We start from the raw sequence: 24,546 nt of genomic DNA on the forward strand, positions 1-24,546 counted from the left end.
GGATTTCAATCACACAAAAAAAGGAGAGGATTTCTCCTCTCCAATCACTTATAAGTTGATGACGGTGACTTTGTCACGTGTCATCGTCTCGAGGCTGCGTCCAATCCCTTGAACACCGAGGCCTGACTGCTTCACACCGATGAACGGGAAGTGATCAGGGCCACGTTCCGTACGACCGTTCACTTGAACCGTACCGACTTCGAGCTTGTCGGCGACCGTGAAGGCGCTGTTTACGTTTTGCGTGAATACGCTCGCTTGCAGACCGAACTCCGATTCGTTCGTAAGTTCAATCATTTCGTCGAGTGACTTGACGCGGATGACTGGCAAGACCGGTCCGAACGGCTCTTCCCAAGCGACGCGCATCTCACGCGTAACATGGTCGAGGAGCGTCGGATGAAGGAGGTTGCCGTCGCGTTTGTTTCCATGGACGACCGTCGCTTGTTTGTTGACGGCGTCATCGATCAAGCCTTGGACATAGTCCGCTGATTTTTTGTCGATGAGTGGGACGATGAAGCTATTATCGACCGGTGAACCGACCGTAAGCTTCTCGACACGTTCTTTCAACATACCAACGAGTTCGTCTGCTTGATGCTCGAGCACGAACACACGCTTGATGGCCGTACAGCGTTGTCCCGAATACGAGAACGCCCCGCTGATGATTTGATCGGCCGCGAGTGTAAGGTCCGCGTCTTCGAGTACGAGCGCCGGGTCTTTCCCGCCAAGTTCGAGCACGACTGGAACCATCGATGCCTGTTGTGACAAGTGTTGTCCCGTACCAGTACCGCCGGTGAATGTAATCATGTCGATGCCAGGGTGTGATGTCAAATAGTCGCCGATGACCGATCCGCGACCAGTGACGAGGTTCAAGAGACCGCTCGGAAGACCAGCGTCTTGAAGCGCCTCCACCATTTTCACACCACTGATGGCGCCTTGGGTAGCCGGTTTAAACACGACCGCGTTCCCGGTAATGAGCGCCGGAGCGATTTTGGCTGCCGCCAAGTTGACCGGGTAGTTGAACGGTGAAATCGCGAGGACGACACCGAGCGCTTCTTTCTTGATGATCGCCATCTTGTTTTTCGAGCCGCCAGGGAATGAGTCGCCTTGCATGAAACCACCCGTGAAGCGAAGTCCTTCTTCTGCCGTATAGCGAATGATTTCCGCTGTCCGGACGACTTCTTTTTTCGCGTCGCTCAAGTTTTTCCCGACTTCACGCATGATGATTTGACCGATCTCATCAACGCGCTCTTCGAGTTTGTCTGCCCAAGCGTACAACAGTTCGGCACGCTTGTTGACCGGAAGCGCAGCCCATTCCTGTTGTGCGCTTTTCGCGCCGTGAATTGCCTCATCGACTTCGTCGCGAGACATCGCCTGGACGTGCCCGACGATTTCATCTGTATAAGGTGACACGAGTTCGATTGTTTCGTTCGATGTCGATTCCTGCCATTGTCCATTGATTAAATATGGATACGTGTTCATACTCATAATCTCTATCTGCCTCCTGAGTAAGCTTTGATATCTCGTTGCCACCCCCATTGTATGCAAAATCAAATCGGTTGAACAACTATAAAGATTCAGTTTGTGTAATGTAAACGGTTACTCGTCAATTTTTTGTCAATTCCGCCTCAACTTTGCCATTTTCAGCTGAAGATATTCTTCCATTCGGCCGATAGTAAGGAAGAGAGTACGTGAACTAGGAGGGACCACCAGTGAGCATGGATCATAATATTTTACTTGAGGCAGGTACGAACGAGTTAGAAATCGTCATTTTCCAATCAGGCCCATTCATTTTCGGGATCAACGTCATGAAAGTACGGGAGATTATCACGATGCTTCCGCTCACCCCGCTACCGGGCACCCCGGAAGCCATTATGGGGCTCATTGAACTTCGCGGTGAAGTCATGACCGTCATCGATTTACCGATGGTCATCAATCATCCGCGTGAAGTTGGAGACAATGACCGCTTGATCGTCTGTGAATTCAACGGAGAAAAATCAGTACTCCGCGTCGACCAAGTGACAGAAATCAAACGAATCTCATGGGAACAGATCGACACGCCGTCCGATCTCGCGCGTGGCATGCAAGGCATTACGAACGGGGTCGTCAAAACAGGAGACCAGATGATTATCCTTCTCGACTACGAGCGAATCGCTCTCGAGCTTTCCCGTAAAGACATCATGGCCCGTGAATCGGTCAAACGGCTCGGTGCCCGGGAACGGTCGAACAAACACGTATGGATTGCGGAAGACTCAGAGATGTTGCGGACACTCATCATCGACACGCTCGACGAAGCAGGCTACTTCAACACGACCATCTTCAACAACGGGAAAGAAGCGCTCGATGCTTTCGAACAGAGCGACGTCCATTGCGACCTGCTCATCACCGACATCGAGATGCCGCAAATGGACGGCTTGCATTTGACGAGACGGCTCCGTGAGATGGATCAATTCGCCGAGCTACCAATCGTCATCTTCTCGTCACTCATCTCGGATGATTTGAAACATAAAGGCGATGCAGTCGGTGCGAACGCGCAAATCACGAAGCCAGAAATCGGCATGTTAATCTCCACACTCGACGAATTTTTAGCTTGAATTGAAAAATGGGACTTCGCATCGTGGCGAAATCCCGTTTTTTTATGGTAACTCGTTCAGATGGGCGTCCCATTCATCATCGAAGCGACGCATATCCGCTTCAATCTCATCGAGAATCGGTTCGAGGTTCGAGGTCTCGTTCGTCTCCCCAGCCATTTCAAGCTGATGGAACCGAGAGGCCATCTCGTCGAGCCCGACTGAATAGGAAGCTCCTTTCAACAAGTGGGCCAGTTGTTCGATTTTTTCGTGATTTTGTTCACGCACCATCTGTTTCAATTCAGGGAATTTCGCCTCGAATTGGCGCACATACGTATCGGCAATCTTTTTCAAGAATTCTTTATTTCCGCTAGCAATTTGATGGAGCTCCGCCAACTTATCTTCGTTAAACAGAGCATTTTGGGGCGTTTGTGACAACTCCATCCCTCCTTTGACTCAATCCTACTACCATTCTTTCCCACTGTAGCATGTTTTCGAGAAAAAACAAAAAAACTCCTCCTTTTCCGATTGCACTCTCTCAATCGCCTACCTATAATTAGGTTGAGCTAAGGTAGGAGGAACATTATGCTAACGATTTACCGTACCGATGCATCTGGGCGTGTCGACGAAATCGACGACTTTGACAAAGGAAGCTGGATTCAACTCGTCAATCCGACGAAAGATGAGGCCGATCAAGTCATCGCCGCCTCCGGCATTCCTGAAGACTTCGTCTACGACCCGCTTGATATTGAAGAAAAACCACGTTTTGAAAAAGATGATGAGGGACTCCTTATGATTATCGACGTCCCGTACGTCGAAGAAGATGACACAGGACGTGCCTATAACACGATTCCACTCGGTATTATCGTCACCGGACGACATTTCATCACTGTCTGTTCACGTGACCTCGACGTGCTCAACTTGTTCGCCAACGGAAAAGCCCGTTTGTTCCGGACAAACTATCGGAGCCGGTTCGTCTTCCAGATTTTGCACCGAGTCAGCATGACGTACTTGCGTTTTCTTCGCCAAATCGATCGACGCATGGACGAGCTCGAACAAGAGTTGCAACGTTCGATGCGAAATCAGGAAATCTTTCAATTGATGAACTTACAGAAGTCGCTCGTTTATTTCATGACCTCACTTAAAGCGAACGATAGCGTCCTCGATCGGATCGTCAAGACACCGAGTCTCGAGAAGCACGAAGAAGATGAAGAGTTGCTCGAAGATGTTTTTGTCGAGCATCGCCAGGCGATGGAGATGGCGTCGATTTATAACGATATCATCAGCATCAAGATGGACGCCTTCGGTTCGATCATCTCGAACAACGTCAACTTCGTCATGAAATTTTTGGCCTCAATCACAATCGTGCTCAGTATCCCGACGATGATTTCCGGGATATTCGGGATGAACGTCCAAGTCCCTTGGGAAGGCCAGTCGATCGGATTCGTGATCGCGCTCGCGATGATGGTCGGATTCTCAAGCCTCGCCTTTTATATCTTATGGCGTAAGCGTTATTTTTAAAAAAAGATGGTGTCGCCACAACGGGCGACACCATCTTTTTCACATCAATTTGACCGTGACGAGACAGAGGTCATCGTCAATCTCGATTTTCGGGACGAGTTGTTCCGCGACGTGACGCGCGTAGTCAAGGCCATAGGACGCGATGTCCTTCTCAAGCCAACGAATACCGTCATCGATATCTTTGCTGTAACATTCCATCAATCCGTCCGTATACATATGCATCGTCATGCCCGGTTCGATATCCACCACGTTCGACTCATAGTTCGGCTCTTCAAACATACCGACCGGTACCCCGGTCGTCTCGAGGCGGGTTACACCTGTTTTAGACGTCACGATGACAGGCGGATGCCCGGCGTTGACGAACTCGATTTGACGCTTTGACGTATCGATATAGCAGTATACGGCCGTGAAGTAGCTCTGCATGTCGTCGCCTGAGAACAAGAACGTCATCTGGCGATTCAGCTCCGTCATGACATCGACCGGATATTGCACATTGCCGACGAGACCCGGTAAAATCGAACGGATTCCCATCGTAATCAACGCCGACGACACGCCGTGCCCCATCACATCAAAGATGATGACGCCGTAGCGGTCAGGCGCGACCTGGAACCAGGCATACATATCCCCGGCCAGTTTTTTAGACGGCAAATATAAAGCACGGACGTCTATCTCATCATTGCTGATTGGTGGAGTCAATGCGCTTTGTTGAATTTTTTGCGCGAGGTCAAGGTCATATTGAAGCCGTGCCTCATATTTTTTCCGTTCATCAACGGCTGCTTTGTAACGAAGCGCCGAACGGATTCGCGCGAGCAGTTCCGTGATTTTAATCGGTTTCGTCGTATAGTCAGACGCCTCGGCGTCGAGTCCTTCTGCAATCTGTTTTTCTTCGGTCCGACCAGATACCATGATCACGGGCAATTCCTCGTAACCTGTCATTTGACGAATTCGTTTGCACGTCTCGATTCCAGAGATTCCTGGCATCTCGACATCAAGCAGGACGAGATCATATAGCGACGGGGCTTGTGGATCCATCAGAAGTGCGAGCGCATCCTCACCACTCGAGACCGAAATCGTCTCATAATCATGTTGATGCAGTAATTGTTCGAGAACCATCGTGTTCACCGGTTCGTCGTCCACAATCAGAATCGCCATAGTCATCCCTACCTTCTCTGTCAGTGTTTTTCTGTATATTATTGTATCATATCTAATCGCATCATTAAGTATTTCAAAGCTGTGACAGTTCGAAGTACCCGAAAGATGGAGAATCCCTTCCGTTTTTGGCATACTAGAAATAAGAAAGTGAGGAATGCAACATGGGATGGATATTCGCTGTGAGTGGTTTGATCATCTTGCTCGTCTTGATCGCCTCAATCGTCGTCATTCAAAAGGGCTATGCCTATAAAGACAACAAAGACGACATCGTGCTCGATTACGAGGAGATTAACCGACGCATCACCGAAGATGAACAGCAGAAAAAATAAGAGCCATCCCCGACGGATGGCTCTTATTTTTATATAAATTCGAACCGGAGCGCTCCTTTCTCAAGATAGAGCTTGGCGTCGAACGTCTTGTCCCCTTTTTTGAACGTATGCACGTTTGACTGACCACCGTTAATCATCTGTTTCAGTTCATCTTTCGCGATTCCGACACCGAGCACTTGTTTCGACATCGTGAACTTGCAGCCTTCGCGGTAGCCGCTACAGCCGATGAACTTCGGATGTTCGACGAGTCCCTTGCCGCAACTCGGACAGACGCCGAACGAGGCGGCCTTTGGCCTTGCCGCTGACTTCTTGCCAAAACGTCTCGCTTCGATCGTATAGCCCTCGGGGTTCGCCGCTTCAACCCGTGCCTTCGCTTCCTCGACGAGATGGACCGACATCTTCTTCGCCTGTTCGATAAACTCGGCAGCGGACGCCGATGCCTGTCCAATCTCGTGGAGCCGCTTCTCCCACTTCGCCGTCATGGCCGGAGAGGCGAGAATGCTGTCACCGAGCACATCAATCAACAGACGGCCCTTGTCGGTCGGGACGAGCTCTTTCTTTTGAAGGTCGACATAACCTCGCTTCTTCAATCCGTCGATAATATTGGCCCGCGTCGCCTCGGTGCCGAGCCCTTCGACTTCTTTCATAATATGAATCAGTTCCTCATCGTCAAGCTGCTTGCCGGCGACTTTCATCGCCATGATGAGTGCCCCTTCCGTATATCGTTTCGGCGGCTCCGTCTGTTTCGATAACACTTCGACTTTCTTTTCGGTCAACGCCTCACCGACCGTGAGTACCGGGAGCTCGACATCTTTGGACTTCATCTCGACAACTTGTCGGTACCCTGGGCTGACGACGACCGTCCCTTTCGCCCGATATAGGTCGTCTCCGTCCATGAGGTCGATTGTCGTCTTCTCAAGCTTTGCCGGCGGGGCGAACGCCGCGAGAAAGCGTCGGTTAATCAAATCGTACAGCTTCGCTTCGTCCCCGCTGAGCCGGGTCACATCGCCACACGCCTCGGTCGGAATGATCGCGTAGTGATCACTGACCTTTTTCGCGTTCACATAGCGGCTGTTTCGGGACGGGTTTTCAGTCAACACGTCTTTCAATCCAGCGTAGGCCGCGGACTTCAACAGGCGCGCTTTCGTCTGTGGGAACAGCGTTGCCTCGTCTGGTGTGACGAAACTAGAATCCGTCCGTGGATAACTAATCCACCCTTTCGTATACAGCTTCTGGGCAATATCGAGTGTCTTCTTCGCCCCGAACCCGAACCGTTTGCCGGCCTCGGCCTGCAAACCGGATAGACTGAACCAAAACGGCGGCTGCTCCGTCTTATCTTCCTTATCGATCGAACGGACAGTCGCTGTCCCGGTCGCTCGGCTGACGACCGCATCGGCTTGTTCACGCGTCTTCAGTTTCGTCGTCTTGCCGAGTGTGTATTTCGCCTTGAACGTGCCCCGCCCTTTTTGGAGCGTCGCTTCGACCTCGAAAAACGGTTCCGGGACGAACTGTTTGATCTCACGTTCGCGATTGACGATCAAGGCGAGCGTCGGCGTCTGGACACGTCCTAGCGAGAATACGTCCTCGATGCCGATCGTCTTCAACAATGTCGTATATGCTCTTGAGGCGTTCATACCGACGAGCCAGTCGGCGCAGGCACGACTCATTGCCTCATGATAATACGGGACGGTCTGATCGCCCGGTAGCAGTTCGGCGAAACCACGGTCGACCGCTTGTTCCGTCAAACTCGAGATCCATAAACGTGACAACGGTTTCTGATTACCAGCGAGCCGTAAAATGAGACGGACGATGGCTTCCCCTTCTCGCTCCGCATCGGACGCGATGATGATATCGGTAATCGAACGATCGTGCAGCCACTTCTTGATTGTCTGGAACGGCTTCGATTTGCCTTTCGAGATGCGATAGTCGAATCGGTCCGGGACGATCGGAAGCGACTCATATTTCCACGATTTCCATTCCGATTTATAATGAGACGGTTCTTGAAGCTCGCATAAATGTCCGACCGCCCAGACGACGATGGCACCTTCTGGGAAACGGGCACAAGAAGATATTTCAATCTCGTCTTTTTTCTTTTTTGATGGATACGGCGCAGCCAGCTTTTGTGCCTGCGACGGTTTCTCCGCAATGATTAATCTCATAAGATCCCTACTTTCACAGTCATCCGAAATATCTCGTCGGAACGACACTTTCGAGAAAGAATGTATTTTTCTATCTCTTCTATAATATCATTAGAAGAGTATGTACAACACAAAGGGGGATGTCTCTTGTCTTATCTTATCTTATTCGCTGCCGTCTTTTTCTTATCGACGAGCGTCTTGTTCGTCAAATGGACGTCCGCACCGGCCGAAACGGCCGCATTTTACCGGATGCTGATCACGTGTCTGATGTTGTTGCCGTTCGTCGATTTCAAGTCACTCATCCGGACACGCCTCATGACGCGGTATGCCTTACTACTCAGCGGGACGCTGCTTGCGTTTCACTTTTGGCTTTGGTTTTTATCGCTCGATTATACGACGGTCGCGAGTTCGACGCTGTTCGTGACATCGAGCCCGATTTTTGTCTTGATCGGGAACGCCATCATCTTTAAAAAGAATCCGACCCGGAAAGGTTTAGCGTTCGCGCTCATCGCTGTCTTAGGAGGTATGCTTGTCGCGGCCGGTGATATTCAACTTGGACGTGAAGCGCTGTTCGGGGACTTGCTCGCGTTAATCGCCGCTCTGCTCATCGCCGGCTATTGGCTCGTCGGTCAACAGGTGCGGACCGAGATGAACACGAATACATACTCGTTCAGCGTCTATCTCGTCGCGACTTTCGTTCTCTGCTTCATGCTCCTCATACGTGGGACGACGTTCACCGACTTCGAGTCAGTCAACTGGTGGTACTTCCTCGCCCTCGCCTTCTTCCCGACGATTTTAGGGCATAACTTGTTTAACTATGCGCTCGCTCGCGTCAGCGCCACTGTCGTCAGCATCACCATTCTTGGCGAGGCGCTGTGGGGCATGCTGTTCGGATTCGCCTTTTTCGAGGAGCGTCTCGGTGTGATGCAATGGGTCGGCGCGGCCGTCTTGCTCGGCGGGATTTACTTGTTCCTAAAAGAAGACGCCCGTTCCACCAGAACGGACGTCAGTTCATAAATTGGTCACTCTCGCTTCAACTTCTTCCTCAGCAGGTCGGAACAATAGCTTCCGATCCCAAATCGCCATCCCGACCGCCGTCAGGAAAGTCATCGCATCAGCGATTGGGAACGCGAGCCAGACACCGAACACGCCGAAGAAATTCGGTAAGATGAAGACGAGCGGAATCGTATAGAGTGTCTGCCGCGACAGCGACAAGAACATCGCGACGCGGGCTTTCCCAAGCGATTGATAAATGCCGTTGACGAGCATTTGGACGCTCGGGAGGAACGAGACGGCAAACAACACATGGATTGCCGTTACCCCTCCCGTAATCAAGTTCGCATCAGATGTGAACATGCGCATCAGTTGTTCCGGAATCAACTGGAGCGTCAACCAGATGATGACGGCGATGGCAATTCCAGCCCGCATTGCCGTCCAAATCGTCTCCCGCATCCGGTCGAATTGTTTGGCCCCGAAGTTATACCCAACGATTGGCTGCATGCCCTGGACGATGCCCATAATCGGCATCCCGACAAGCGCCATGAATTTATTGATAATCGCAAAGATGGCAAGTTCCTCGGTCCCACCGTATGTCCCGAGCATGACGTTGACGCCGACGAATAAAATCGATTGCGACACCATCATGATAAATGAGGACGACCCAATCGCCATAATCTCTTTTAACTCGCCGAACCGTAGTCGAAACTTCCGCCATTGGAAGTCGAGCTCGGTCCGGCGATTTTTTTTCGCGAAGAAGAACCGAAGCATGAGGACCGACCCGACGACTTGGGCGAGCGCTGTCGACCAGGCCGCCCCGTAAATGCCCCAATCGAACGTGAAGATGAATAGCGGTGTCGTCACCAAGTTGACGACGACGGTCGTGAGCATCACTTTCATCTGATAAGGCGCTTGTCCTTCGGCCCGTACCATCGCGCTCGCCGCGAGTGTGAACATGAAGAACGGTGAGCTGATGAGGACAACGGATAAGTATTGACTGCTCAGTTCCATAATCGCCGACGTCGCCCCGAACACGGTCAAAATTTCATCCAACATAAAAAACGCGGAACTGACCGCGAAGGCGGCGAATACCCCGACGAGGACGAGAACGTTCAAGAATGTGACAGCGGCACCCGCATCGTCACCTTTGCCAAGTTTCCGTGAACTAATCGAGGCCCCGCCTAGTCCGACCGCACTCGAGACGGCCATCAGAATCATTTGAATCGGAAAGGCAATCCCAATGGCGGCCACGGCGGACGCCCCGATGCCGCGGGCGACGAAAATCGTGTCGATGATATTATAGAGCGCCGTCACCAACATGCCGATCATCGCTGGTAACGACAGCTTGAACAGCAAACGTCCGATTGGATCGGTTCGAAGTTGCTCTGTATTTTGATTCATGCTTCCATCCCCTTTGTCGTCTATGTTAACAGGGTAGCAAGATTGGATGGAACGGTCGACTATGTTGTCTTGCCGGATGTGTCAGACCGGGCTCGGCACCGGGGTACTCACAACGCCGGCTTTTCGCTTGCGCATGATGAAATCGGTCGCGACCGGTTGCTCGACTTTGACGCGCACCGTCATCATCGCCTGGTTCGCCGTCTCGAGTCTTTCTCCCGATTCATCGTACAACTCATCAATCCGCTGCGAGAACCGGACGCAGCCAGGACCGAAGAACTCGACTTCTTCCCCGCGTCGGAAATGGTTCCGCTGCTCGAGTGTCGCCATCTGTGTCGATGGCTCATACGAGATGACGCGTGCCGCAAACGCATATTGCGGGATGGCGCGCGGCTTGCCGAACAGTTGCTCGTTCTCGGTCGGGACGCCGTAATAAAATCCGGTCGCGAGCTCTCGCTGCGCCGCTTTCCAAATCTCTTCTTCCCAAGCCGGATTAAACGCGAAGCCCTCGGGGTCGTCACAGTAGGCATCGATGACTTGACGATAGACATTACAGACGGTGGCCACATAGTGAATCGATTTCATCCGTCCCTCGATTTTCAAGCTATCGACGCCAGCATCGACCAAGTCTGGGATGTGGCGTACCATCGCCAAATCGACCGAGCTCATCGAGAACGGTTCCTCGTCTCGTTCCACCATTTTTTCTGTTAACAGTTCGTCCGCCTCGAAGAACCCATACTTCCAACGACATGACTGGGCACACCCACCACGGTTCGCATCGCGGAGCGCCATATGGTTCGATAGGGTGCAACGTCCCGAATAGGAGATACACATCGCCCCGTGGACGAACGTCTCGATTTCGACATCGACTTGCCGTTTCATCTCTTTGATTTCTTCCATCGACACTTCCCGTGCGAGGACAATCCGCTCCAACCCTTCCTCTTGCCAAAAGCGAAGCGTCTCATAGTTTGTCGCCGACGCCTGCGTCGACAAGTGGACCGGAAGACCCGGTGCATCCGTGAGACATACCTCGATCATGGCCGGATCGGACACGATGACGGCATCGATACCGATGTCACGAAGCGTACAAAAGAACTCGCCCGCACCATCGATGTCTCCTTCATGCGTCACCATGTTCGCCGCGACGTATACTTTTGCGCCGTGCGCATGGGCGAACGCGACGCCTTCGGCCATCTCGTCGTACCCGAAATTACCGGCCCGGGAGCGGAGCCCGAACTGTTGTCCTCCGATAAAGACCGCGTCGGCCCCATAAAGAATCGCCATCTTCAATTTTTCCAAGTTACCGGCTGGTGCTAATAATTCTGGACGTTTTTTCATCTTTGATCCCTCACTTGATCTCTTCTGGATTTCGTAACAGCAGTCCGGTCCCGAGCCGGAACTGTTCAGGTTGGAGCTCAGCTAGACATCGTTCCATGACGGGGCGCTCGAACCGACCGTTCAATAAATCTGAGCGGGCCTTGTCGAACAGGCGGACGATGTCGACGAACGCATCTCCCGCGTGCCACCCTTCGAGTTTCCAAGTGTGCAATCCGCCCTTCAAAAGCGTAGGAAGTTGACCCATGAGCGTCAAATCTTCAGAAAACACGTGCGTGCCGTTCTCATCTTCATAAACTGGATAGCGGCTGTCCGCATCCGACGGTTCACTGACGTAATACTCGCGGTTTTCCGACTGATCATTCGATCGACCGATTTCATTGAAATAGTTCGTCAAGAGTGGCCGCTTCGAATGATGGATGCACGTCGGGCCGTACACTTGCACCTCGACCGGCAACCCGATCTGCTGTTGAATCATTCCGAGTTCGGTCAGCGTCACTTCACGGGCCGCAATTGCCCCGATGGCATCACGCTTCCCCCAAAACTGAATGTGGCGTGCCGACGTGACGAGCGTTTGAGCATCATACCAATAGGGGATATTGGCATTACGGATTAAGCGGATGGCACCTGGATCACCGGCCGTCACACTGTCGACCCCGATTGCTTTGAGTGCCTGTAAATATTCAGGGAGCGTCTCGATTTGCTCATTATGCATCAAATTATTGACGGCGACCGTCACTTCTTTGCCGTATCGATGGGCGACGGCTGTGACTTCTCGCACAGCCGTGAGCGACCAGTCACCTTTGTGGCGTAGCCCGTATTTTGAATCTCCGATATAGATGCGGTCGGAGCCCGCCATGATTAGCGCCTCTGCTTGCTCGACGCTTTGTGCCGTTGTCACTAGCTGAATCATCATCTCGTTTTTTCTCCTCACTTTGTGAGTCTAATCACATATTCTTGCTATACTCTAGCACACGTTTTGATGTGGTGGCCGGGCAGGAATTTAACAACTCGTGAAGAAATCAGTAACAATGTATGACTTTTTATATCGAAGGAGTGGACGATTTTGACAAAAACCGCATTAATTACAGGAGCCTCGACTGGGATCGGCCTCGACCTGGCCGTCTTAGCGGCTCGTGACGGATTTGACTGTATTCTTGTTTCTCGAAATGAACCCCGTCTGCACGAATTGAAAAAAGTACTCGAAAAACGGTACCGTGTCCATGTGCACGTATTCGCGCTTGACTTATCTGAACATGAGGCCACAAAACGGTTGACGAGCGCGATTGAAGACGCCGGACTGACGGTCGACTTTTTAATCAATAATGCAGGTTTCGGGACAGCCGGTGAGTTCATCGACCTCGACGCCGAGACCGAGGCAGAAGAGGTCCGCTTGAACGTCAACACCTTGACTGAGCTGACGAAAGCCTATTTACCAGGCATGGTCGAACGGAATCACGGTTACGTCTTGAACGTCGCCTCAGTCGCCGCATTCCAGCCCGGTCCTTACATGGCTGTTTATTACGCGACGAAAGCGTACGTATTATCGCTAACGGAGGCACTCCATGCCGAAGTGAAAGGGACAGGCGTGAACGTGAGTGTCCTTTGCCCTGGTCCAACCGATACCGGCTTCTTCAATCGGGCCGGAAGTGAAATGATGGTGTCGAAAATGCCGTCTCACCTTGTCGCCTACTTCGGATACAAGGGCGTCATGAACAACAAGCGCGTGATCGTTCCTGGTGTTTCCAATCAGTTGCTCGTCGCTGCGGCCAAACTCATGCCACGGGCGGTCAGCTTAGAAATTTTACGACGGTTCCAAAAACCGTCGGACGCCGGGGCAGAAGATGTACCGACGGCCTGACGACCAGATTCTACAAGAAAGGAGGAGGTTCCCGATGTGGGACCTCCTCCTTTCACATGTATTGAAATCTCAATTCCTGGCCAACCCAACCATTCGTCGAATCAGCGAAACAGCTGGGATACACACCATCAGAACCGTCGCCACGACGACCGCCCAAGACAACACGCTCTCGAGCGTGACCGCTTGTTCGGTCAGTCCGTCTAGGACGCGTCCCCCTTGGACGGACAGGACAATCATCAGCGCAGGCCATACACTCGCTCCGAGAATGCTCAGCATCCCGTAGCGCGTTCGAATGAGACGACGGGACATCAACAATAAATTGAGTCCCATAAACAACAGTCCAATGAAAAGGAACCAACCGATTTCAACTAGATTGACGTATCCGCTCATGCACGCGTCACCTCACTCGGTGTGATACCTATTAATTACCCGTCTTCTCGTACAAATATGCGGATGAACAGGTCATGCAACAAGACAAGAAAGACGGCATTTCCGATGCCATGAGCCGTATCGAACGGCAAACTGAGTACGAGCAATTTGACGAAGTCGACCCCGATCACTTCGGCGAAGGACAAGTTTGCCGTCCAACCGAACAAATAACCAGCCCCGAGACCAACTACGGCAAGAAACAACCTGGAGCGCCTTAGCAGCGGCTTCAGGAACGTGACGACGGCCACGACGATCAGCCATCCTAAAAATTGAAAGAGGACGAACGGACCGATCCCAAGCAATAGACCTGATAAAATCGGGACGAACAATGCCAACATCGCCGCACTCGTAAATCCAAAATAAAGGGCCGTCAGCATGAGCAGTGCCGTCGACGGTTGCACATTCGGTATGGCCACGAACAGCCAGCGACCGATGACCGCGAGGGCGAGAATTTGCGTCAAGACGGCAATTGGGACGTCAATTCGTTCGAACCTCGACATGACTCCCGCTGCAATCAAGAGGACGATGACATATGTGACCATAACGCACTCCGTTTCATATAGTCGCTGCGATTTCCATCGAAGACGAGTGCCCCGTTCGACAGGCAAAGGATTCGGTCTGCCGCCCGAATCAATTGCTCATCATGTGTCGCACACAAAACATGTGCCGTCACAGCTTTCTCGGTTAACGCTCGTTCAAACTGAGAGCGCTCTTGCTCGGTCAAGCCCACGCTTGGCTCATCCAACAAGAACAGCGAAGCTTCGGAGGCAAAGACGGCCTGCAGTTGAGCGACGCGACGATTCGCCGCATGCGGGAACGGACCGTACTCTTGCTCGGCCGGTAAATAAACCGGCCGCTCGGCCCATTTGACCTTCCCATACAAGGGACGCACGCTTTTGGCAATCAATTCGAGCAACGTCGATTTCCCGCTCCCGTTCGTTCCGATACAGATGGTCAGTCCCGCCTGCTTCGCCTCGTAGGATACATGCTCGACCGCATAGGAAGCCTGCAACGGATGGCGATAGGACACGTCCGTCACGACAAGTTGGGGCTGACTCATGGTCGGATTGACGTGAAACGCGTCGGACGGGGTATGTTCGCGCGCCCTGTCCGTGTATGCAATTCGAACGCCGAGCCCGGTCAACCTGTTGAGCAACATCGTCAAGTGCTCGACCCGAAACCGATCCAAATGTTGAAACGGTTCAATCAAGACGAGCGCCTCGGATGAATCGGCGAGTGCGTGAGCGATGCGGACGAGTTGCCGTTCCCCACTTGAGCACTCGTCGAATCGCTTATGAAACAGATGATCGATTTGGAGAAGAGCAGCCAGTTCGGCTCCTCGCAGGGCATCACTCCCAGAAATGAGCGATGCGACTTTTCCGGCAAGCGGGGTGTCGAGGCGAACGACTCGCGCTTGTTCTTCCCTCACCCACTCCTCGAATTCTTCATGTCCGTCTGCCAAGGATAACCAACGCATCGCGCACCCCTCCCTTCGTCAAATATGGATATAGTAACCAAACGACCGGTGTGACCATAACCGCTGTCGCCCCGAAACCAGTGAGGACGAGGCATTGGACCCAGTCATGTCGTTCGAAGCGTCTCATCCGATTCGTCACATATACCGGCTCGAGGCGTTGGCTGTCGATGCCAACGACGACGGCCTCTTGCCAGTCACGTCGCGGATGACTGGCCAACGATAAACGGACCGCCCGTTCCATCGTCGGGACGAGCGCCCATCCTCCATAGAGCAATCGTGTCGAGCGCGGCCATTTGTTCAAGAACGGCAATAAGCGCTCGAGGCGCATGAACCGGTTCACCCAGATCATGCCGAACAAAAATGCGGATAATGGAATCAATTGATTCGTGATCCCCTTGAGAGAAACGTTCCACCCGAAAACAATCGGTGCTAACGAGATTAGCACGAACGCAGCCAATACACCGAGCATCGCCAGCGGAAACCGCCGTTCGAGGAGCAACAAGACGACAAGTCCAAACAGGAACCAGGACGAGTCATTCAAGTATGTCAAAATATACAGATGGGCCACTAAGAAAAAAAGGAGCGTGACCGGATGTCTGCGCTCCCAATCTGCCTCATTCGAAGAAAGAAATCGCATCTTCTTCGAAACGCCATTGAATGATATCGGTCGATTCGACTTCTTTGGCCCCGGCGCCTTCGTCGCCCGGGCTTCCATTAAAGGCGTAAACCCAGCCTGACGCTTGACCGGCCGACTTCTCTTCGATACCGTCGATTCCCGTCACATATGTCATTTCCCCGCTGCCGACCGATTCGATGTCGAGTTCGGTCGCTTCGAGGGCATCGAGTACCGTCGCCCCGTCCTCTAAACAGACGCTCTTCTCATTGAATAACGTCTCCTCGGTCGAAGCATCATATACGGAAATCGTCGGTTCGACGTCACAAGCTGCATTTCCGTTTGTCGATTGTTCCCCGCCGCATGCGGTCAAAAGTGGGACGAGTAAACTCATCAGGAATAGTTTTTTCATTGGTCGGTCAAATCCTCTCGTTGATGGATAGAATAATTGTAAAGAATCGTATATTTTTCACCCGTCGTTCGGCCCTCTCGTGTCAGTCCCGATAATTGGATGCTGTTCGCGAGCACAGGTTCGCGTTGCAACCAGAACTTGACGAGCCTGCGGTCTCGATTGATCATCAGCATCGACTCGTTCTCGAACGTGTACATGTCGTAGAGACCGTCAAACGAGAATTGGAGAAGCGGTGCATCGACTCGGTCCGCAAATTCTGACCAAGGCGTTTCACGTACGGCATCAAGCATGTGTTCAAAGTCGACCAGCTTCTCGAAAAACGCTCCACCAGAATCCGTATTCAGCTCGTCGACTTGGCGATATGTCAGCTCTCCAGACTCGTCATAGTTGATTCGAATCTGTTGAAACGAGTTCGCGCGCTCGACCATGAGTAAATACTCGAGAGAGCGCAAATCACCGGACTCAGTAAACACGATTTTGCTCCGATCGAGCTTGATTGAATCGCTATTGATGCGGCGCAAAATATTGTCCGTCATCCGGTCAAACGTCTCGTCTTGAATCGACACCGCCCCGATTTGTTGCGACTCCGCCCGAAACTCAGATTGATCAAACAATGGGACGAACAAAAGAACAATGAAGAAAAAGAAACCGACGAGGGCGCCATACCATTTATAGCGACTGTTCCGTTTCGGGAAAAATAAGAATGACATGAGAAAACCGATTGGGATGTGGAACCCTCCAATCGGAAACGACACGATTCCGAGTAAAGAGAAAAATAAAAATTTAAAGAAAAAGTTCGGTTCGGGTTCTTTCAGTTGATTCAAGCGTAAACCTAGCAACGTACTAATGACAAAAAAACCAAGCCATACGTATAGTTGTATCGTCACGTTAATCCCCCACTGTATACTCGAAGAAGTCATTGGCGACTAAGCAATGTTCGAACACGGTCCGGACTTCATCTAAAAATTCATCATCCCGCCCTTGATAGCGGGCCGAGATATGGGTGACGATCAAGCAGTCGGCTTGAACCGTCTTCGCGAGCGTCGCCGCCTCGACCGTCGTGGAGTGACCGTATTGACGGGCGAGCTTTGCCTCTCCGTGCATGAACGTCGCTTCGTGGACGAGCACATCAACCCCTTCGGCGAGGGAGACGGCGTTCGGACATGGGACCGTGTCCCCAAGAATCGCCACGATTGGTCCACGGACCGCTTCTGTGACGTATTCTTTAGACAGATAGGTTTTCCCTTCAAACTCGAACGTCTCTTCCTGCTTAATTGTCCGATAAATCGGACCGCTCGGAATCCCGAGCGCCTTCACTTTATCGACGAGAAGCGCTCCCGGCCGTTCAGGTGCCTCGATCCGAAAGCCGTACGACGGGAAACGATGTTCCAGTTTTTTAACCGTGACAAGATGACCGTCCTGTTCGAACGTATCGCCGTCCTCATACTCCACAATCGTCAAGTCATAACCGAGATACGACCCGGTCACTTTCATCGTCAACTCGAGCCACTTCTTGATTCCCTTCGGGCCGTATAACGTGAGCGGACTCGATCCATCGAGCGCTGAACGCGTCGACAAGAAACCGGGCAGGCCGAACACATGGTCACCGTGGAGGTGGGTCACCCAAACGGCTGAGACTTTGCGCGGTTTGATTTTCGTGTGGAGCATTTGGTGCTGAGTTGCTTCCCCGCAATCGATGAGCCACGTCTGTTTCGAAAGCGTGAGCGCCAGACCAGAAACGTTCCGCTGTTTCGAGGGCATGCCAGATCCGGTTCCTAAAAATTGTAACTTCATCTTTAATCGGCAAGGATACCCCTACTTCAATCGTGTCCCGGGCACAGCCCGACGATAAGTGGGGGGAGGAATTGCCGCCGGGGTCGAATCGGGCACGTCCGACCCCATGAACGGCACCGCCATCGATCCCCGGCTCCTACCTTGCCTCCTCCCTCCTACAACTTAGTTTTTAAACCATTCATGACGGGAAAATAATACTACTCCCATTGAAAGGTGGTGAACACGTTGTCCACTATCACTGCAAAAATACAAATCTACATCCAAGACTCTCAAGCCGCTACTCTGAGGGCAACGATGGACGCGTACCGGTCGGCCTGTGACTGGCTGTCGGGACACGTCTTCGAGACGAGGGACCTGGATCAGGCGAGTCTCAACGACTCGCACTATGCCGAGATCCGCCAACGCTTCGGCCTGAAGAGCCAGATGGCCCAGTCGGTCATGAAGACGGTGGTAGCACGGTACAAGTCGGCGAGGTCGAACGGGCACGCGTGGTCCCGGGTCGAGTTCAAGCGCCCCGAGTAAGACCTCGTCTGGAATCGCGACTATTCGCTCACCCGGGACCGGTTCAGCGTGAACACGCTGGACGGCCGGATCAAGCTGGACTATGCGCGCAAGGGCATGAGACGGTACTTCAACGGGACGTGGCGGTTCGGCACGGCCAAACTGGTGCACAAACACGGGAAATGGTTCCTGCACATCCCCGTGACGAAGGCGTTCCCCGAACTCGACGACGCCCATATTACCAACGTCGTCGGCGTGGACCTCGGCATCAACTTCCTGGCGGTCACGTACGACAGCCAGGGCGAGACCACCTTTTACGACGGGCATACAGTCAAACACAAGCGAGGCACGTTCAAAGCCACCCGCAAACAGCTGCAACGACGGCAGACCCCGTCGGCCCGCAAGCGGCTGAGACAGCTCGGCTCGAGAGAAAACCGTTATGTGACCGATGTGAACCATCAGGTCACGAAGGCACTCGTCTACCGGCATCCGAGAAGCACGTTGTTCGTGCTGGAGGACCTGACCGGTATCCGTGCCGCCACAGAGAAGGTGCGCGCGATGAACCTGTACCGGAAAGGCATCGAACACATCGGTGCAGGTGCCACGGGAGCATGACTCCCGTGGCAGGGGCGAGGTCGACCGTCCCGATGTTCCGCCACGCGAAGGTAGGAGGTGCACGAGCGCCGTCCGCACTACCGGGCAGGAACGAGCGTAACCGTACTCTACGAGGGTAGAGGCGCCGTCGAGGACTCGACGGACGCAAGCCCCCGCTTCAAACGGACTGTCAGTTCGTTAAGTGGTGGGTTGTTGACAAATAATATTGTCCTTTCTACTAGTCCATTCCATGCTATACTGTAGGCAATCGTTGATAAAGGATGTGATCCGTGATGAATAAAGTTGAACATTCCGATTCGATCTATGAACTGATCCGGGAACGGGCGACTTCAATGAATCGCAAACACCAACAAGAACTAGGCACCTCAATCCACATTCACGACATAGCGATGGAACTTCACTGTTCAGACGAACTCGTCTTGGAATCGTTGGAGTTCGCCGCATAATCACGCGAACACATAGGAAGAGCCGACATCACGTCGGCTCTTTTTCATTTCGTTTTCGATGCCGCGACGTGCTCGACAATTTGAACGACATATTCAACCAACTTGTATAGCTCGACAAGAGGCATCCGCTCGTTCGTCGTATGAATCTCTTCATAACCGACAGCGAGGTTGACGGTCGGAATCCCGCCCCCAGCGATGACGTTCGCGTCTGAACCACCGCCTGAATGTAAAATACGGGTCGGACGTCCGATAGCCGCAGCCGCCGCTTTCGCGACTTCGACGACTTCGTCCCCTTCTTCAAACTTGAAGCCTGGATACATAATGTCGATGTCGACTTCGGCCCGGCCACCATGTGTAGCTGCCGCCTCCATGTAAGCTTGTTTCATCGACTCGGCTTGGGCTTCCATTTTCTCATGGATGAGCGATCGCGCTTCAGCAAGCACCTCGACGTAATCACAGACGATGTTCGTGGCACGACCGCCCTCGAAACGTCCGATATTCGCAGTCGTCTCGTCATCGATCCGTCCGAGCTTCATCTTCGCAATCGCCTTCGCAGCAATTTGAATGGCCGAGACCCCTTTTTCAGGAGCGACACCGGCGTGTGCCGTCTTACCGTAAATTCTAGCGTTCACTTTCGCCTGAGTCGGAGCTGCGACGATAATGTCGCCGACCGGACCGTCCGAATCGAGCGCGAACCCGAACTTCGCGTCAATTTTCGAGAGGTCGAGTACTTTCGCCCCGACGAGACCTGATTCTTCGCCGACCGTGATGACGAACTGGATTTGACCGTGCGGAATCGCTTGTTCCGTCAATACGCGAACGAGTTCGACCATCGCCGTCAAACCGGTTTTATCATCCGCCCCGAGAATGGTCGTCCCATCCGTCACGACGTAACCGTCTTGAATACTCGTCTTGATCGCTTTACCTGGTGTGACCGTATCCATATGCGCCGTGAAATAAATCGGGTCGACGCCTTGTTTTGTCGCCGGTAGCGTGATGATCAAGTTGTTACCTGAATGAGCCGTTTTCGTCGACGCATCGTCTTCATAGACGTCGCATCCGAGCTCTGTGAAGACCGCCTTTAAATGCTCACAGATGACTGCTTCTTCTTTCGTCTCTGAATCGATCCCGACCAGTTGTAAAAATGTGTCAAGCACTCGTTTCTCGTTTACCATGAAAACATCCCTCCATCCAAACATTTCTAGGTTATTATAACAAACTCGTGCCGTTTGCACGAACCTTTTCCATTCTGTACAATGAGGACAAACACATTTGGAGGAACGTCATGAGTAAGAAACAGAAAAAGCGCCAACGCATCATTCAAATCGGTGTCGTCGTCATCGTATCCATCTTTTTATTGAGCACGTTTTTGTCCGGGGTGGCCATGTTCCTGTAACAACAGGATATACCGCTCTTTCAAAATCAAGTAGCTCTTCACGTCCGACAAAATATTTAGTAGCGACGAACGTACCTCAAATTCCTCACGTGACGTGGGGAGAGGTACGTTTTTTCGATAATGGTCGATGGTCTCCTCAAGCTCCCTCAAGAACGTCGAAGCATCGGCCCGTGGATTGACATTATCCCCGACACGTCGGAGGAACGTCGCCACCGGTTTGGCCTCATTGACGACCATCGTGATCTCACGGGAGTTCTCGGCGATGCGCTTCAAGATGTCATACTGCCGTTCCCGCATCCGGAAATACAAGTAGTCCATGTCTTCGTTCCGCTTCCCAATCGAGTTCCCCATCCGACGGAGCGCGAGGTCTTTCCCTTGTTTCAAATAATCCCGCGTCTTCAACAGCATCATCGAATGGTCGTTATAGACGCCCGTCTCGACACAGGCCGCCACGTCATAAAAATGGACAGCGAGGGCGCGGTCGATGTTGTCCTTGATGCGTTCGATTTCTTTATCGAGTGTCGGCATATACATGTTGACGACGAGCCCGACCCCGACGCCGATAGCGATCAATAACAGCTCGTTCACGAACAAATCGAACGAGAACCGTCCTTCCGTATACAAATGAGTCAAGATGACGACACTCGTGATCATGCCGTCCTGCAGTTTGAGTTGTTGAACAAGCGGGATGAACATGACAAAATAAAGTGTGAGCGTCGCCGGTGAATAACCGAGCAAGGTGAACATCAATGCCCCCATGCCGATCGCAATCAGGCTGGCCATGACCCGCTCATAGGAAGCCCGAAACGACTTTTTCCGTGTCTCCTGAATACTGAGGATGGCAATGATAGCTGCGAAGACGTAGTAATCGAGATGAATCGTCTCGGAGATGAGCATGGCGATTCCAGCTGCTGCTGCCGTCTTGAGCGTACGTGATCCGATTTTCATAAAATCTCCTCCTCTCTCACAAAATTGTTCACTAGTTTCTTCCGTTTGGCAATCCATATGTTTGGAAGTGATCGTATTGAAAAGAAAAAAACGTGGCGTGATTCCCACGCTGCTCACGCTCGCCCTCGCCGTTTTAGGTTTCCTATGGCTCCAAGACCGTCCGAGCGGGTCGTATACCGTTCAGACCTATGACAACGGGGACGTCTCGACCCGGACGTTCGAATCGCTCGATGAGGCGCGCGCCTACATGGAACGCGGGGGCAACCGCGCCCTACTCGATGCGTCAGGCGACGTCATCGATTTCACGGGCACCGGCATCGCGGTCACCCCGACCGACCGAATCACAAACCTATATCAGGACGCCGAGTTTAAGAAACGGCAGTCCTATGTCGCCGGTGGAACACGTCTCCGTCTCATGCAGACGGGCGACAAGCATTTGTTGGTAAATATCTCTGGGGCCGACGTCTACGTGAAGCCGGCCGACATGACGCTTTACCCGGACGCCGTCGTCGAGCGGCGCGGCTTCTATCAGATGCAGGACGGACAAGTGTTCCATACCGTCGAGGCGAACGGCAATTTGGCCGGGACGTTTCTCGTCGGACCGGCGCCGCAACAGTCGTCCGACCGCTATTACACGGAAGACGTACGCGACGTGTTCGATTCGCCGTATCAATTCGCTTCAATCGCGTCGAAGGCACCGTATTCGGCTCGCGAGCTCGACGAGTTCCTCGAATCACTCGACGATAGCCCGCTTGCTGGGAAAGGCGACGCCTTCAAGGACGCCGAGGCCGAATTCGGCATCAACGCCTTGTTCCTCATGGCGGTAGCCGGACACGAGTCCGGTTTCGGTACGTCTGCCATCGCCCGGGAAAAAAATAACTTGTTCGGCTTCCAAGCAACCGACAACGATCCGAGCGGAAATGCGGCCTCTTACCCATCCGTCGAGGCGAGCATCGATGCGGCGGCGCGACTATTCGCCGAAAAGTACGTAACAGGCGCCTATGAGCGGGGACCGTTCCCTGGCAATAAACAAGAAGGCGTCAACGTCTTTTACGCCTCGGACCCGTACTGGGGCGAGAAAGTCGCCGGGACGATGTATCGCATCGACCGCGACCTTGGATTGTCTTATTTAAAACAGCTCCAATGACGGCCCAAGCGGCCGTCATTTTTTTGCAGGAATCCCCCCTTCGCTGAGCGAATACCTAAATGAACGACCATTCATTTCAAAGGGGGATTTGTATGAAAACGATTTGGATCACGGGCGGCTCATCGGGGATGGGCAAAGCGATGGCGCTAAAATTCAAGACAGAAGGGTGGAACGTCGCCATCAGCGGCCGGAACGAGGAACGGCTGCAAGAAGCGATGGGTGAGCTCGAGGCCATCGGGGCCGGAGCAGCCATCGCCGTCCAGCACGATGTGCGCGACTATGAGGCGTGCACGCAAGCACTCGACCAAATCAGTGAACGGTTCGGATCGGTGCATGCGCTCGTCAACAACGCGGCTGGCAACTTCGTCTGCCCGATGCTCGACTTGACGCCAAACGGCTGGACGAGCGTCATCGATATCGTCTTGAACGGGACGTTCAACTGCACCCATGCGCTCGGCAAGCATTGGGAACGGGAGCAACTGCGTGACGGCTCGATCATCAATATGGTCGCCTCCTACGCCTGGCAAGCGGGGGCCGGTGTGGCACCAAGTGCTGCCGCCAAAGCCGGTGTGCTCAATTTGACGCGCACACTCGCCGTTGAATGGGGGTATCAGTTCGGGGCACGCGTGAACGCGATCAGTCCAGGTCCAATCGAGCGAACAGGTGGAGCCGACAAGCTCGCCGTCCACGTCAAGGAAGTCGAACGCATCCGCCGTAATGTGCCGCTCGGACGGTTCGGGACACCGGAAGAGATTGCCGACCTCGCCTTTTGGATGGCGTCGGACGAGATGCGCTATTTGAACGGAGAATGTATCTCGCTCGACGGCGGCCATTGGCTCAATAAACATCCATTCTAACCAAAAAACGGCCGAGGGATTCCTCGGCCGTTTCATATGTCTTGCCCCGTCCATTCCGCTTCGAACCGGTCCAAAAAAGTAACCATGAACGCGTGGCGGTCCCGGGCGATTCGTCTCGCCCGCTCCGTATGCATTTGATTCGCGAGCCGGAGCAACTTCTCCTCGAAGTGAGCGACCGCGCTTTTCGGGTCATCTTCGCCGTGGAGGCTATTGCCCCGTGCGCCGGCAAATTGGAACGTCCGGGCGATGCCGATTGCCCCGATCGCGTCGAGCCGGTCGGCGTCTTGCAACATCGCGCTCTCGCGTGACGACGGGGATCGTCCTTTTGAAAAGGACGCCTCTTCAATCATCGTCAGAATGTGAGCCCGTTGATCGGGATCGAGTGTCAACGTGTCGAGATGACTTGCGACGAGACCTTTGTCACGACCGAGCTTCTCATCCTCGACATCATGTAAGAGTGCAGCAAGCGTCAAAGCGAGACCGTCGACCGCCTCTCCTTCCGCGAGATGCGTCGTCAAACGGCGGACACGGTCGAGATGGGCCATGTCGTGGCCGGTATGGTCTCCGCCATGCAGCTTCGCCACGTACCGTTCAGTTTCGAGTATTGCTGGATGCAA

At 53.0% G+C, this 24,546-nt stretch carries 27 protein-coding genes; 10 read left to right on the forward strand and 17 right to left on the reverse strand.

Going from position 1 to position 24,546, the window contains the following annotated elements:
- Window positions 1–48: 48 nt before the first annotated feature.
- Window positions 49–1,485 carry an NADP-dependent glyceraldehyde-3-phosphate dehydrogenase gene (locus tag EVJ33_RS09365; RefSeq protein WP_131436694.1) on the reverse strand — a complete coding sequence of 479 codons (1,437 nt, stop codon included), beginning with the start codon at window positions 1,483–1,485 and terminating at the stop codon, window positions 49–51.
- 227 nt (window positions 1,486–1,712) lie between these two features.
- Here EVJ33_RS09365 and EVJ33_RS09370 point away from each other — a divergent pair, with 227 nt between their 5' ends.
- Entirely contained in the window at window positions 1,713–2,588 is an 876-nt protein-coding gene (locus EVJ33_RS09370; RefSeq protein ID WP_131436696.1) for a chemotaxis protein CheV, read from the forward strand.
- Window positions 2,589–2,630: 42 nt separating this feature from the next.
- Here EVJ33_RS09370 and EVJ33_RS09375 read toward each other — a convergent pair whose 3' ends face one another.
- The gene (locus EVJ33_RS09375; RefSeq protein WP_131436515.1) at window positions 2,631–3,008 is read right to left on the reverse strand and encodes an Hpt domain-containing protein; all 378 of its coding nucleotides are present in this window, start codon (window positions 3,006–3,008) and stop codon (window positions 2,631–2,633) included.
- Window positions 3,009–3,149: 141 nt separating this feature from the next.
- On the opposite strand from EVJ33_RS09375, the gene EVJ33_RS09380 reads away from it, so the two are divergent.
- A complete protein-coding gene (locus EVJ33_RS09380; protein WP_131436517.1) occupies window positions 3,150–4,085 on the forward strand; it encodes a magnesium transporter CorA family protein in 936 nt (311 codons plus the stop codon).
- 39 nt (window positions 4,086–4,124) lie between these two features.
- Here the strand turns inward: EVJ33_RS09380 and EVJ33_RS09385 are convergent, their stop codons facing one another.
- Window positions 4,125–5,237, reverse strand: a complete 1,113-nt coding sequence (locus EVJ33_RS09385) for a PP2C family protein-serine/threonine phosphatase (protein ID WP_131436519.1) — start codon at window positions 5,235–5,237, stop codon at window positions 4,125–4,127.
- Window positions 5,238–5,398: 161 nt separating this feature from the next.
- Here EVJ33_RS09385 and ytzI point away from each other — a divergent pair, with 161 nt between their 5' ends.
- A complete protein-coding gene (gene ytzI / locus EVJ33_RS09390) occupies window positions 5,399–5,566 on the forward strand; it encodes a YtzI protein (protein ID WP_131436521.1) in 168 nt (55 codons plus the stop codon).
- A 29-nt stretch (window positions 5,567–5,595) separates the two neighbouring features.
- Here ytzI and EVJ33_RS09395 read toward each other — a convergent pair whose 3' ends face one another.
- Window positions 5,596–7,725, reverse strand: a complete 2,130-nt coding sequence (locus EVJ33_RS09395; RefSeq protein ID WP_131436523.1) for a DNA topoisomerase III — start codon at window positions 7,723–7,725, stop codon at window positions 5,596–5,598.
- 126 nt (window positions 7,726–7,851) lie between these two features.
- On the opposite strand from EVJ33_RS09395, the gene EVJ33_RS09400 reads away from it, so the two are divergent.
- Window positions 7,852–8,721 carry a DMT family transporter gene (locus EVJ33_RS09400; RefSeq protein WP_131436525.1) on the forward strand — a complete coding sequence of 290 codons (870 nt, stop codon included), beginning with the start codon at window positions 7,852–7,854 and terminating at the stop codon, window positions 8,719–8,721.
- Here the strand turns inward: EVJ33_RS09400 and EVJ33_RS09405 are convergent.
- The 3 genes from EVJ33_RS09405 to EVJ33_RS09415 form a co-directional block, all read right to left on the reverse strand.
- Entirely contained in the window at window positions 8,716–10,101 is a 1,386-nt protein-coding gene (locus EVJ33_RS09405) for an MATE family efflux transporter (protein ID WP_131436527.1), read from the reverse strand. The two genes, EVJ33_RS09400 and EVJ33_RS09405, sit on opposite strands and share 6 nt — an antisense overlap.
- 81 nt (window positions 10,102–10,182) lie before the next feature.
- The gene (locus tag EVJ33_RS09410; RefSeq protein WP_131436529.1) at window positions 10,183–11,436 is read right to left on the reverse strand and encodes a peptidase U32 family protein; all 1,254 of its coding nucleotides are present in this window, start codon (window positions 11,434–11,436) and stop codon (window positions 10,183–10,185) included.
- 10 nt (window positions 11,437–11,446) lie between these two features.
- Window positions 11,447–12,349: a peptidase U32 family protein gene (locus tag EVJ33_RS09415; protein WP_131436531.1), complete on the reverse strand. Its 903-nt coding sequence runs from the start codon at window positions 12,347–12,349 to the stop codon at window positions 11,447–11,449.
- Window positions 12,350–12,499: 150 nt separating this feature from the next.
- On the opposite strand from EVJ33_RS09415, the gene EVJ33_RS09420 reads away from it, so the two are divergent.
- Window positions 12,500–13,294 carry an SDR family NAD(P)-dependent oxidoreductase gene (locus tag EVJ33_RS09420; RefSeq protein WP_236634586.1) on the forward strand — a complete coding sequence of 265 codons (795 nt, stop codon included), beginning with the start codon at window positions 12,500–12,502 and terminating at the stop codon, window positions 13,292–13,294.
- A gap of 69 nt (window positions 13,295–13,363) precedes the next feature.
- Here EVJ33_RS09420 and EVJ33_RS09425 read toward each other — a convergent pair whose 3' ends face one another.
- From EVJ33_RS09425 to rnz, 7 genes are read right to left on the reverse strand one after another with little or no spacing between them, the layout of a single operon-like run.
- Complete coding sequence (locus EVJ33_RS09425; protein WP_131436534.1) at window positions 13,364–13,684, reverse strand: hypothetical protein; 321 nt, start codon at window positions 13,682–13,684, stop codon at window positions 13,364–13,366.
- Window positions 13,685–13,719: 35 nt separating this feature from the next.
- The gene (locus tag EVJ33_RS09430) at window positions 13,720–14,265 is read right to left on the reverse strand and encodes a hypothetical protein (RefSeq protein WP_131436536.1); all 546 of its coding nucleotides are present in this window, start codon (window positions 14,263–14,265) and stop codon (window positions 13,720–13,722) included.
- Window positions 14,238–15,200, reverse strand: a complete 963-nt coding sequence (locus EVJ33_RS09435) for an ATP-binding cassette domain-containing protein (RefSeq protein ID WP_131436538.1) — start codon at window positions 15,198–15,200, stop codon at window positions 14,238–14,240. The genes EVJ33_RS09430 and EVJ33_RS09435 overlap by 28 nt, the downstream gene beginning before the upstream one ends.
- The gene (locus EVJ33_RS09440) at window positions 15,169–15,837 is read right to left on the reverse strand and encodes a hypothetical protein (protein WP_131436540.1); all 669 of its coding nucleotides are present in this window, start codon (window positions 15,835–15,837) and stop codon (window positions 15,169–15,171) included. The genes EVJ33_RS09435 and EVJ33_RS09440 overlap by 32 nt, the downstream gene beginning before the upstream one ends.
- Window positions 15,815–16,225 (reverse strand): DUF4430 domain-containing protein, encoded by a 411-nt coding sequence (locus EVJ33_RS09445; protein ID WP_131436542.1) that lies wholly within the window; start codon window positions 16,223–16,225, stop codon window positions 15,815–15,817. Before EVJ33_RS09445 ends, EVJ33_RS09440 begins: the two co-directional genes overlap by 23 nt.
- Window positions 16,222–17,112 carry a hypothetical protein gene (locus EVJ33_RS09450; protein WP_131436544.1) on the reverse strand — a complete coding sequence of 297 codons (891 nt, stop codon included), beginning with the start codon at window positions 17,110–17,112 and terminating at the stop codon, window positions 16,222–16,224. The genes EVJ33_RS09445 and EVJ33_RS09450 overlap by 4 nt, the downstream gene beginning before the upstream one ends.
- Before the next feature lies 1 nt (window position 17,113).
- Complete coding sequence (gene rnz / locus EVJ33_RS09455) at window positions 17,114–18,019, reverse strand: ribonuclease Z (protein ID WP_131436546.1); 906 nt, start codon at window positions 18,017–18,019, stop codon at window positions 17,114–17,116.
- Between the two features lie 294 nt (window positions 18,020–18,313).
- Between rnz and EVJ33_RS15620 the strand changes: the two genes are divergently transcribed.
- The 3 genes from EVJ33_RS15620 (at window position 18,314) to EVJ33_RS15555 (ending at window position 19,581) form a co-directional block, all read left to right on the forward strand.
- Window positions 18,314–18,541: a hypothetical protein gene (locus EVJ33_RS15620; protein WP_236634587.1), complete on the forward strand. Its 228-nt coding sequence runs from the start codon at window positions 18,314–18,316 to the stop codon at window positions 18,539–18,541.
- 48 nt (window positions 18,542–18,589) lie between these two features.
- Window positions 18,590–19,135, forward strand: a complete 546-nt coding sequence (locus EVJ33_RS15625; protein WP_236634588.1) for a transposase — start codon at window positions 18,590–18,592, stop codon at window positions 19,133–19,135.
- A 272-nt stretch (window positions 19,136–19,407) separates the two neighbouring features.
- Entirely contained in the window at window positions 19,408–19,581 is a 174-nt protein-coding gene (locus EVJ33_RS15555; protein WP_167491781.1) for a hypothetical protein, read from the forward strand.
- 44 nt (window positions 19,582–19,625) lie between these two features.
- Here EVJ33_RS15555 and EVJ33_RS09465 read toward each other — a convergent pair whose 3' ends face one another.
- Together EVJ33_RS09465 and EVJ33_RS09470 are read right to left on the reverse strand one after the other, a co-directional pair.
- Complete coding sequence (locus tag EVJ33_RS09465) at window positions 19,626–20,756, reverse strand: M20/M25/M40 family metallo-hydrolase (RefSeq protein WP_131436548.1); 1,131 nt, start codon at window positions 20,754–20,756, stop codon at window positions 19,626–19,628.
- A 179-nt stretch (window positions 20,757–20,935) separates the two neighbouring features.
- On the reverse strand, window positions 20,936–21,925 hold the full coding sequence (locus tag EVJ33_RS09470; RefSeq protein WP_131436550.1) for an aromatic acid exporter family protein: 990 nt from the start codon (window positions 21,923–21,925) through the stop codon (window positions 20,936–20,938).
- A 67-nt stretch (window positions 21,926–21,992) separates the two neighbouring features.
- On the opposite strand from EVJ33_RS09470, the gene EVJ33_RS09475 reads away from it, so the two are divergent.
- Both EVJ33_RS09475 and fadH read left to right on the forward strand, forming a co-directional pair.
- On the forward strand, window positions 21,993–23,072 hold the full coding sequence (locus EVJ33_RS09475) for an N-acetylglucosaminidase (RefSeq protein ID WP_236634594.1): 1,080 nt from the start codon (window positions 21,993–21,995) through the stop codon (window positions 23,070–23,072).
- Window positions 23,073–23,164: 92 nt separating this feature from the next.
- On the forward strand, window positions 23,165–23,929 hold the full coding sequence (gene fadH / locus EVJ33_RS09480; RefSeq protein ID WP_131436554.1) for a 2,4-dienoyl-CoA reductase: 765 nt from the start codon (window positions 23,165–23,167) through the stop codon (window positions 23,927–23,929).
- A 32-nt stretch (window positions 23,930–23,961) separates the two neighbouring features.
- Here fadH and EVJ33_RS09485 read toward each other — a convergent pair whose 3' ends face one another.
- A complete protein-coding gene (locus EVJ33_RS09485) occupies window positions 23,962–24,546 on the reverse strand; it encodes an HD domain-containing protein (RefSeq protein WP_236634589.1) in 585 nt (194 codons plus the stop codon).

It is taken from the genome of Exiguobacterium sp. SL-10 (genome assembly GCF_004337025.1).
Classification (GTDB): Bacteria; Bacillota; Bacilli; order Exiguobacteriales; family Exiguobacteriaceae; genus Exiguobacterium.

What these genes read in the sequence shown, in the direction of transcription:
- EVJ33_RS15555 (WP_167491781.1), top strand. Translation starts at nt 19,408, where the DNA reads ATGAATAAAGTTGAACATTCCGATTCGATCTATGAACTGATCCGGGAA.
- EVJ33_RS09380 (WP_131436517.1), top strand. Translation starts at nt 3,150, where the DNA reads ATGCTAACGATTTACCGTACCGATGCATCTGGGCGTGTCGACGAAATC.
- EVJ33_RS09415 (WP_131436531.1), bottom strand. Translation starts at nt 12,349, where the DNA reads ATGATGATTCAGCTAGTGACAACGGCACAAAGCGTCGAGCAAGCAGAG.
- EVJ33_RS09405 (WP_131436527.1), bottom strand. Translation starts at nt 10,101, where the DNA reads ATGAATCAAAATACAGAGCAACTTCGAACCGATCCAATCGGACGTTTG.
- rnz (WP_131436546.1), bottom strand. Translation starts at nt 18,019, where the DNA reads ATGAAGTTACAATTTTTAGGAACCGGATCTGGCATGCCCTCGAAACAG.
- EVJ33_RS09440 (WP_131436540.1), bottom strand. Translation starts at nt 15,837, where the DNA reads ATGCGATTTCTTTCTTCGAATGAGGCAGATTGGGAGCGCAGACATCCG.
- EVJ33_RS09470 (WP_131436550.1), bottom strand. Translation starts at nt 21,925, where the DNA reads ATGAAAATCGGATCACGTACGCTCAAGACGGCAGCAGCAGCTGGAATC.
- EVJ33_RS09410 (WP_131436529.1), bottom strand. Translation starts at nt 11,436, where the DNA reads ATGAAAAAACGTCCAGAATTATTAGCACCAGCCGGTAACTTGGAAAAA.
- EVJ33_RS09435 (WP_131436538.1), bottom strand. Translation starts at nt 15,200, where the DNA reads ATGCGTTGGTTATCCTTGGCAGACGGACATGAAGAATTCGAGGAGTGG.
- EVJ33_RS09375 (WP_131436515.1), bottom strand. Translation starts at nt 3,008, where the DNA reads ATGGAGTTGTCACAAACGCCCCAAAATGCTCTGTTTAACGAAGATAAG.
- EVJ33_RS09385 (WP_131436519.1), bottom strand. Translation starts at nt 5,237, where the DNA reads ATGGCGATTCTGATTGTGGACGACGAACCGGTGAACACGATGGTTCTC.
- fadH (WP_131436554.1), top strand. Translation starts at nt 23,165, where the DNA reads ATGAAAACGATTTGGATCACGGGCGGCTCATCGGGGATGGGCAAAGCG.
- EVJ33_RS09465 (WP_131436548.1), bottom strand. Translation starts at nt 20,756, where the DNA reads ATGGTAAACGAGAAACGAGTGCTTGACACATTTTTACAACTGGTCGGG.
- EVJ33_RS09395 (WP_131436523.1), bottom strand. Translation starts at nt 7,725, where the DNA reads ATGAGATTAATCATTGCGGAGAAACCGTCGCAGGCACAAAAGCTGGCT.
- EVJ33_RS09445 (WP_131436542.1), bottom strand. Translation starts at nt 16,225, where the DNA reads ATGAAAAAACTATTCCTGATGAGTTTACTCGTCCCACTTTTGACCGCA.
- EVJ33_RS15620 (WP_236634587.1), top strand. Translation starts at nt 18,314, where the DNA reads ATGGACGCGTACCGGTCGGCCTGTGACTGGCTGTCGGGACACGTCTTC.
- ytzI (WP_131436521.1), top strand. Translation starts at nt 5,399, where the DNA reads ATGGGATGGATATTCGCTGTGAGTGGTTTGATCATCTTGCTCGTCTTG.
- EVJ33_RS09430 (WP_131436536.1), bottom strand. Translation starts at nt 14,265, where the DNA reads ATGGTCACATATGTCATCGTCCTCTTGATTGCAGCGGGAGTCATGTCG.
- EVJ33_RS09425 (WP_131436534.1), bottom strand. Translation starts at nt 13,684, where the DNA reads ATGAGCGGATACGTCAATCTAGTTGAAATCGGTTGGTTCCTTTTCATT.
- EVJ33_RS09370 (WP_131436696.1), top strand. Translation starts at nt 1,713, where the DNA reads ATGGATCATAATATTTTACTTGAGGCAGGTACGAACGAGTTAGAAATC.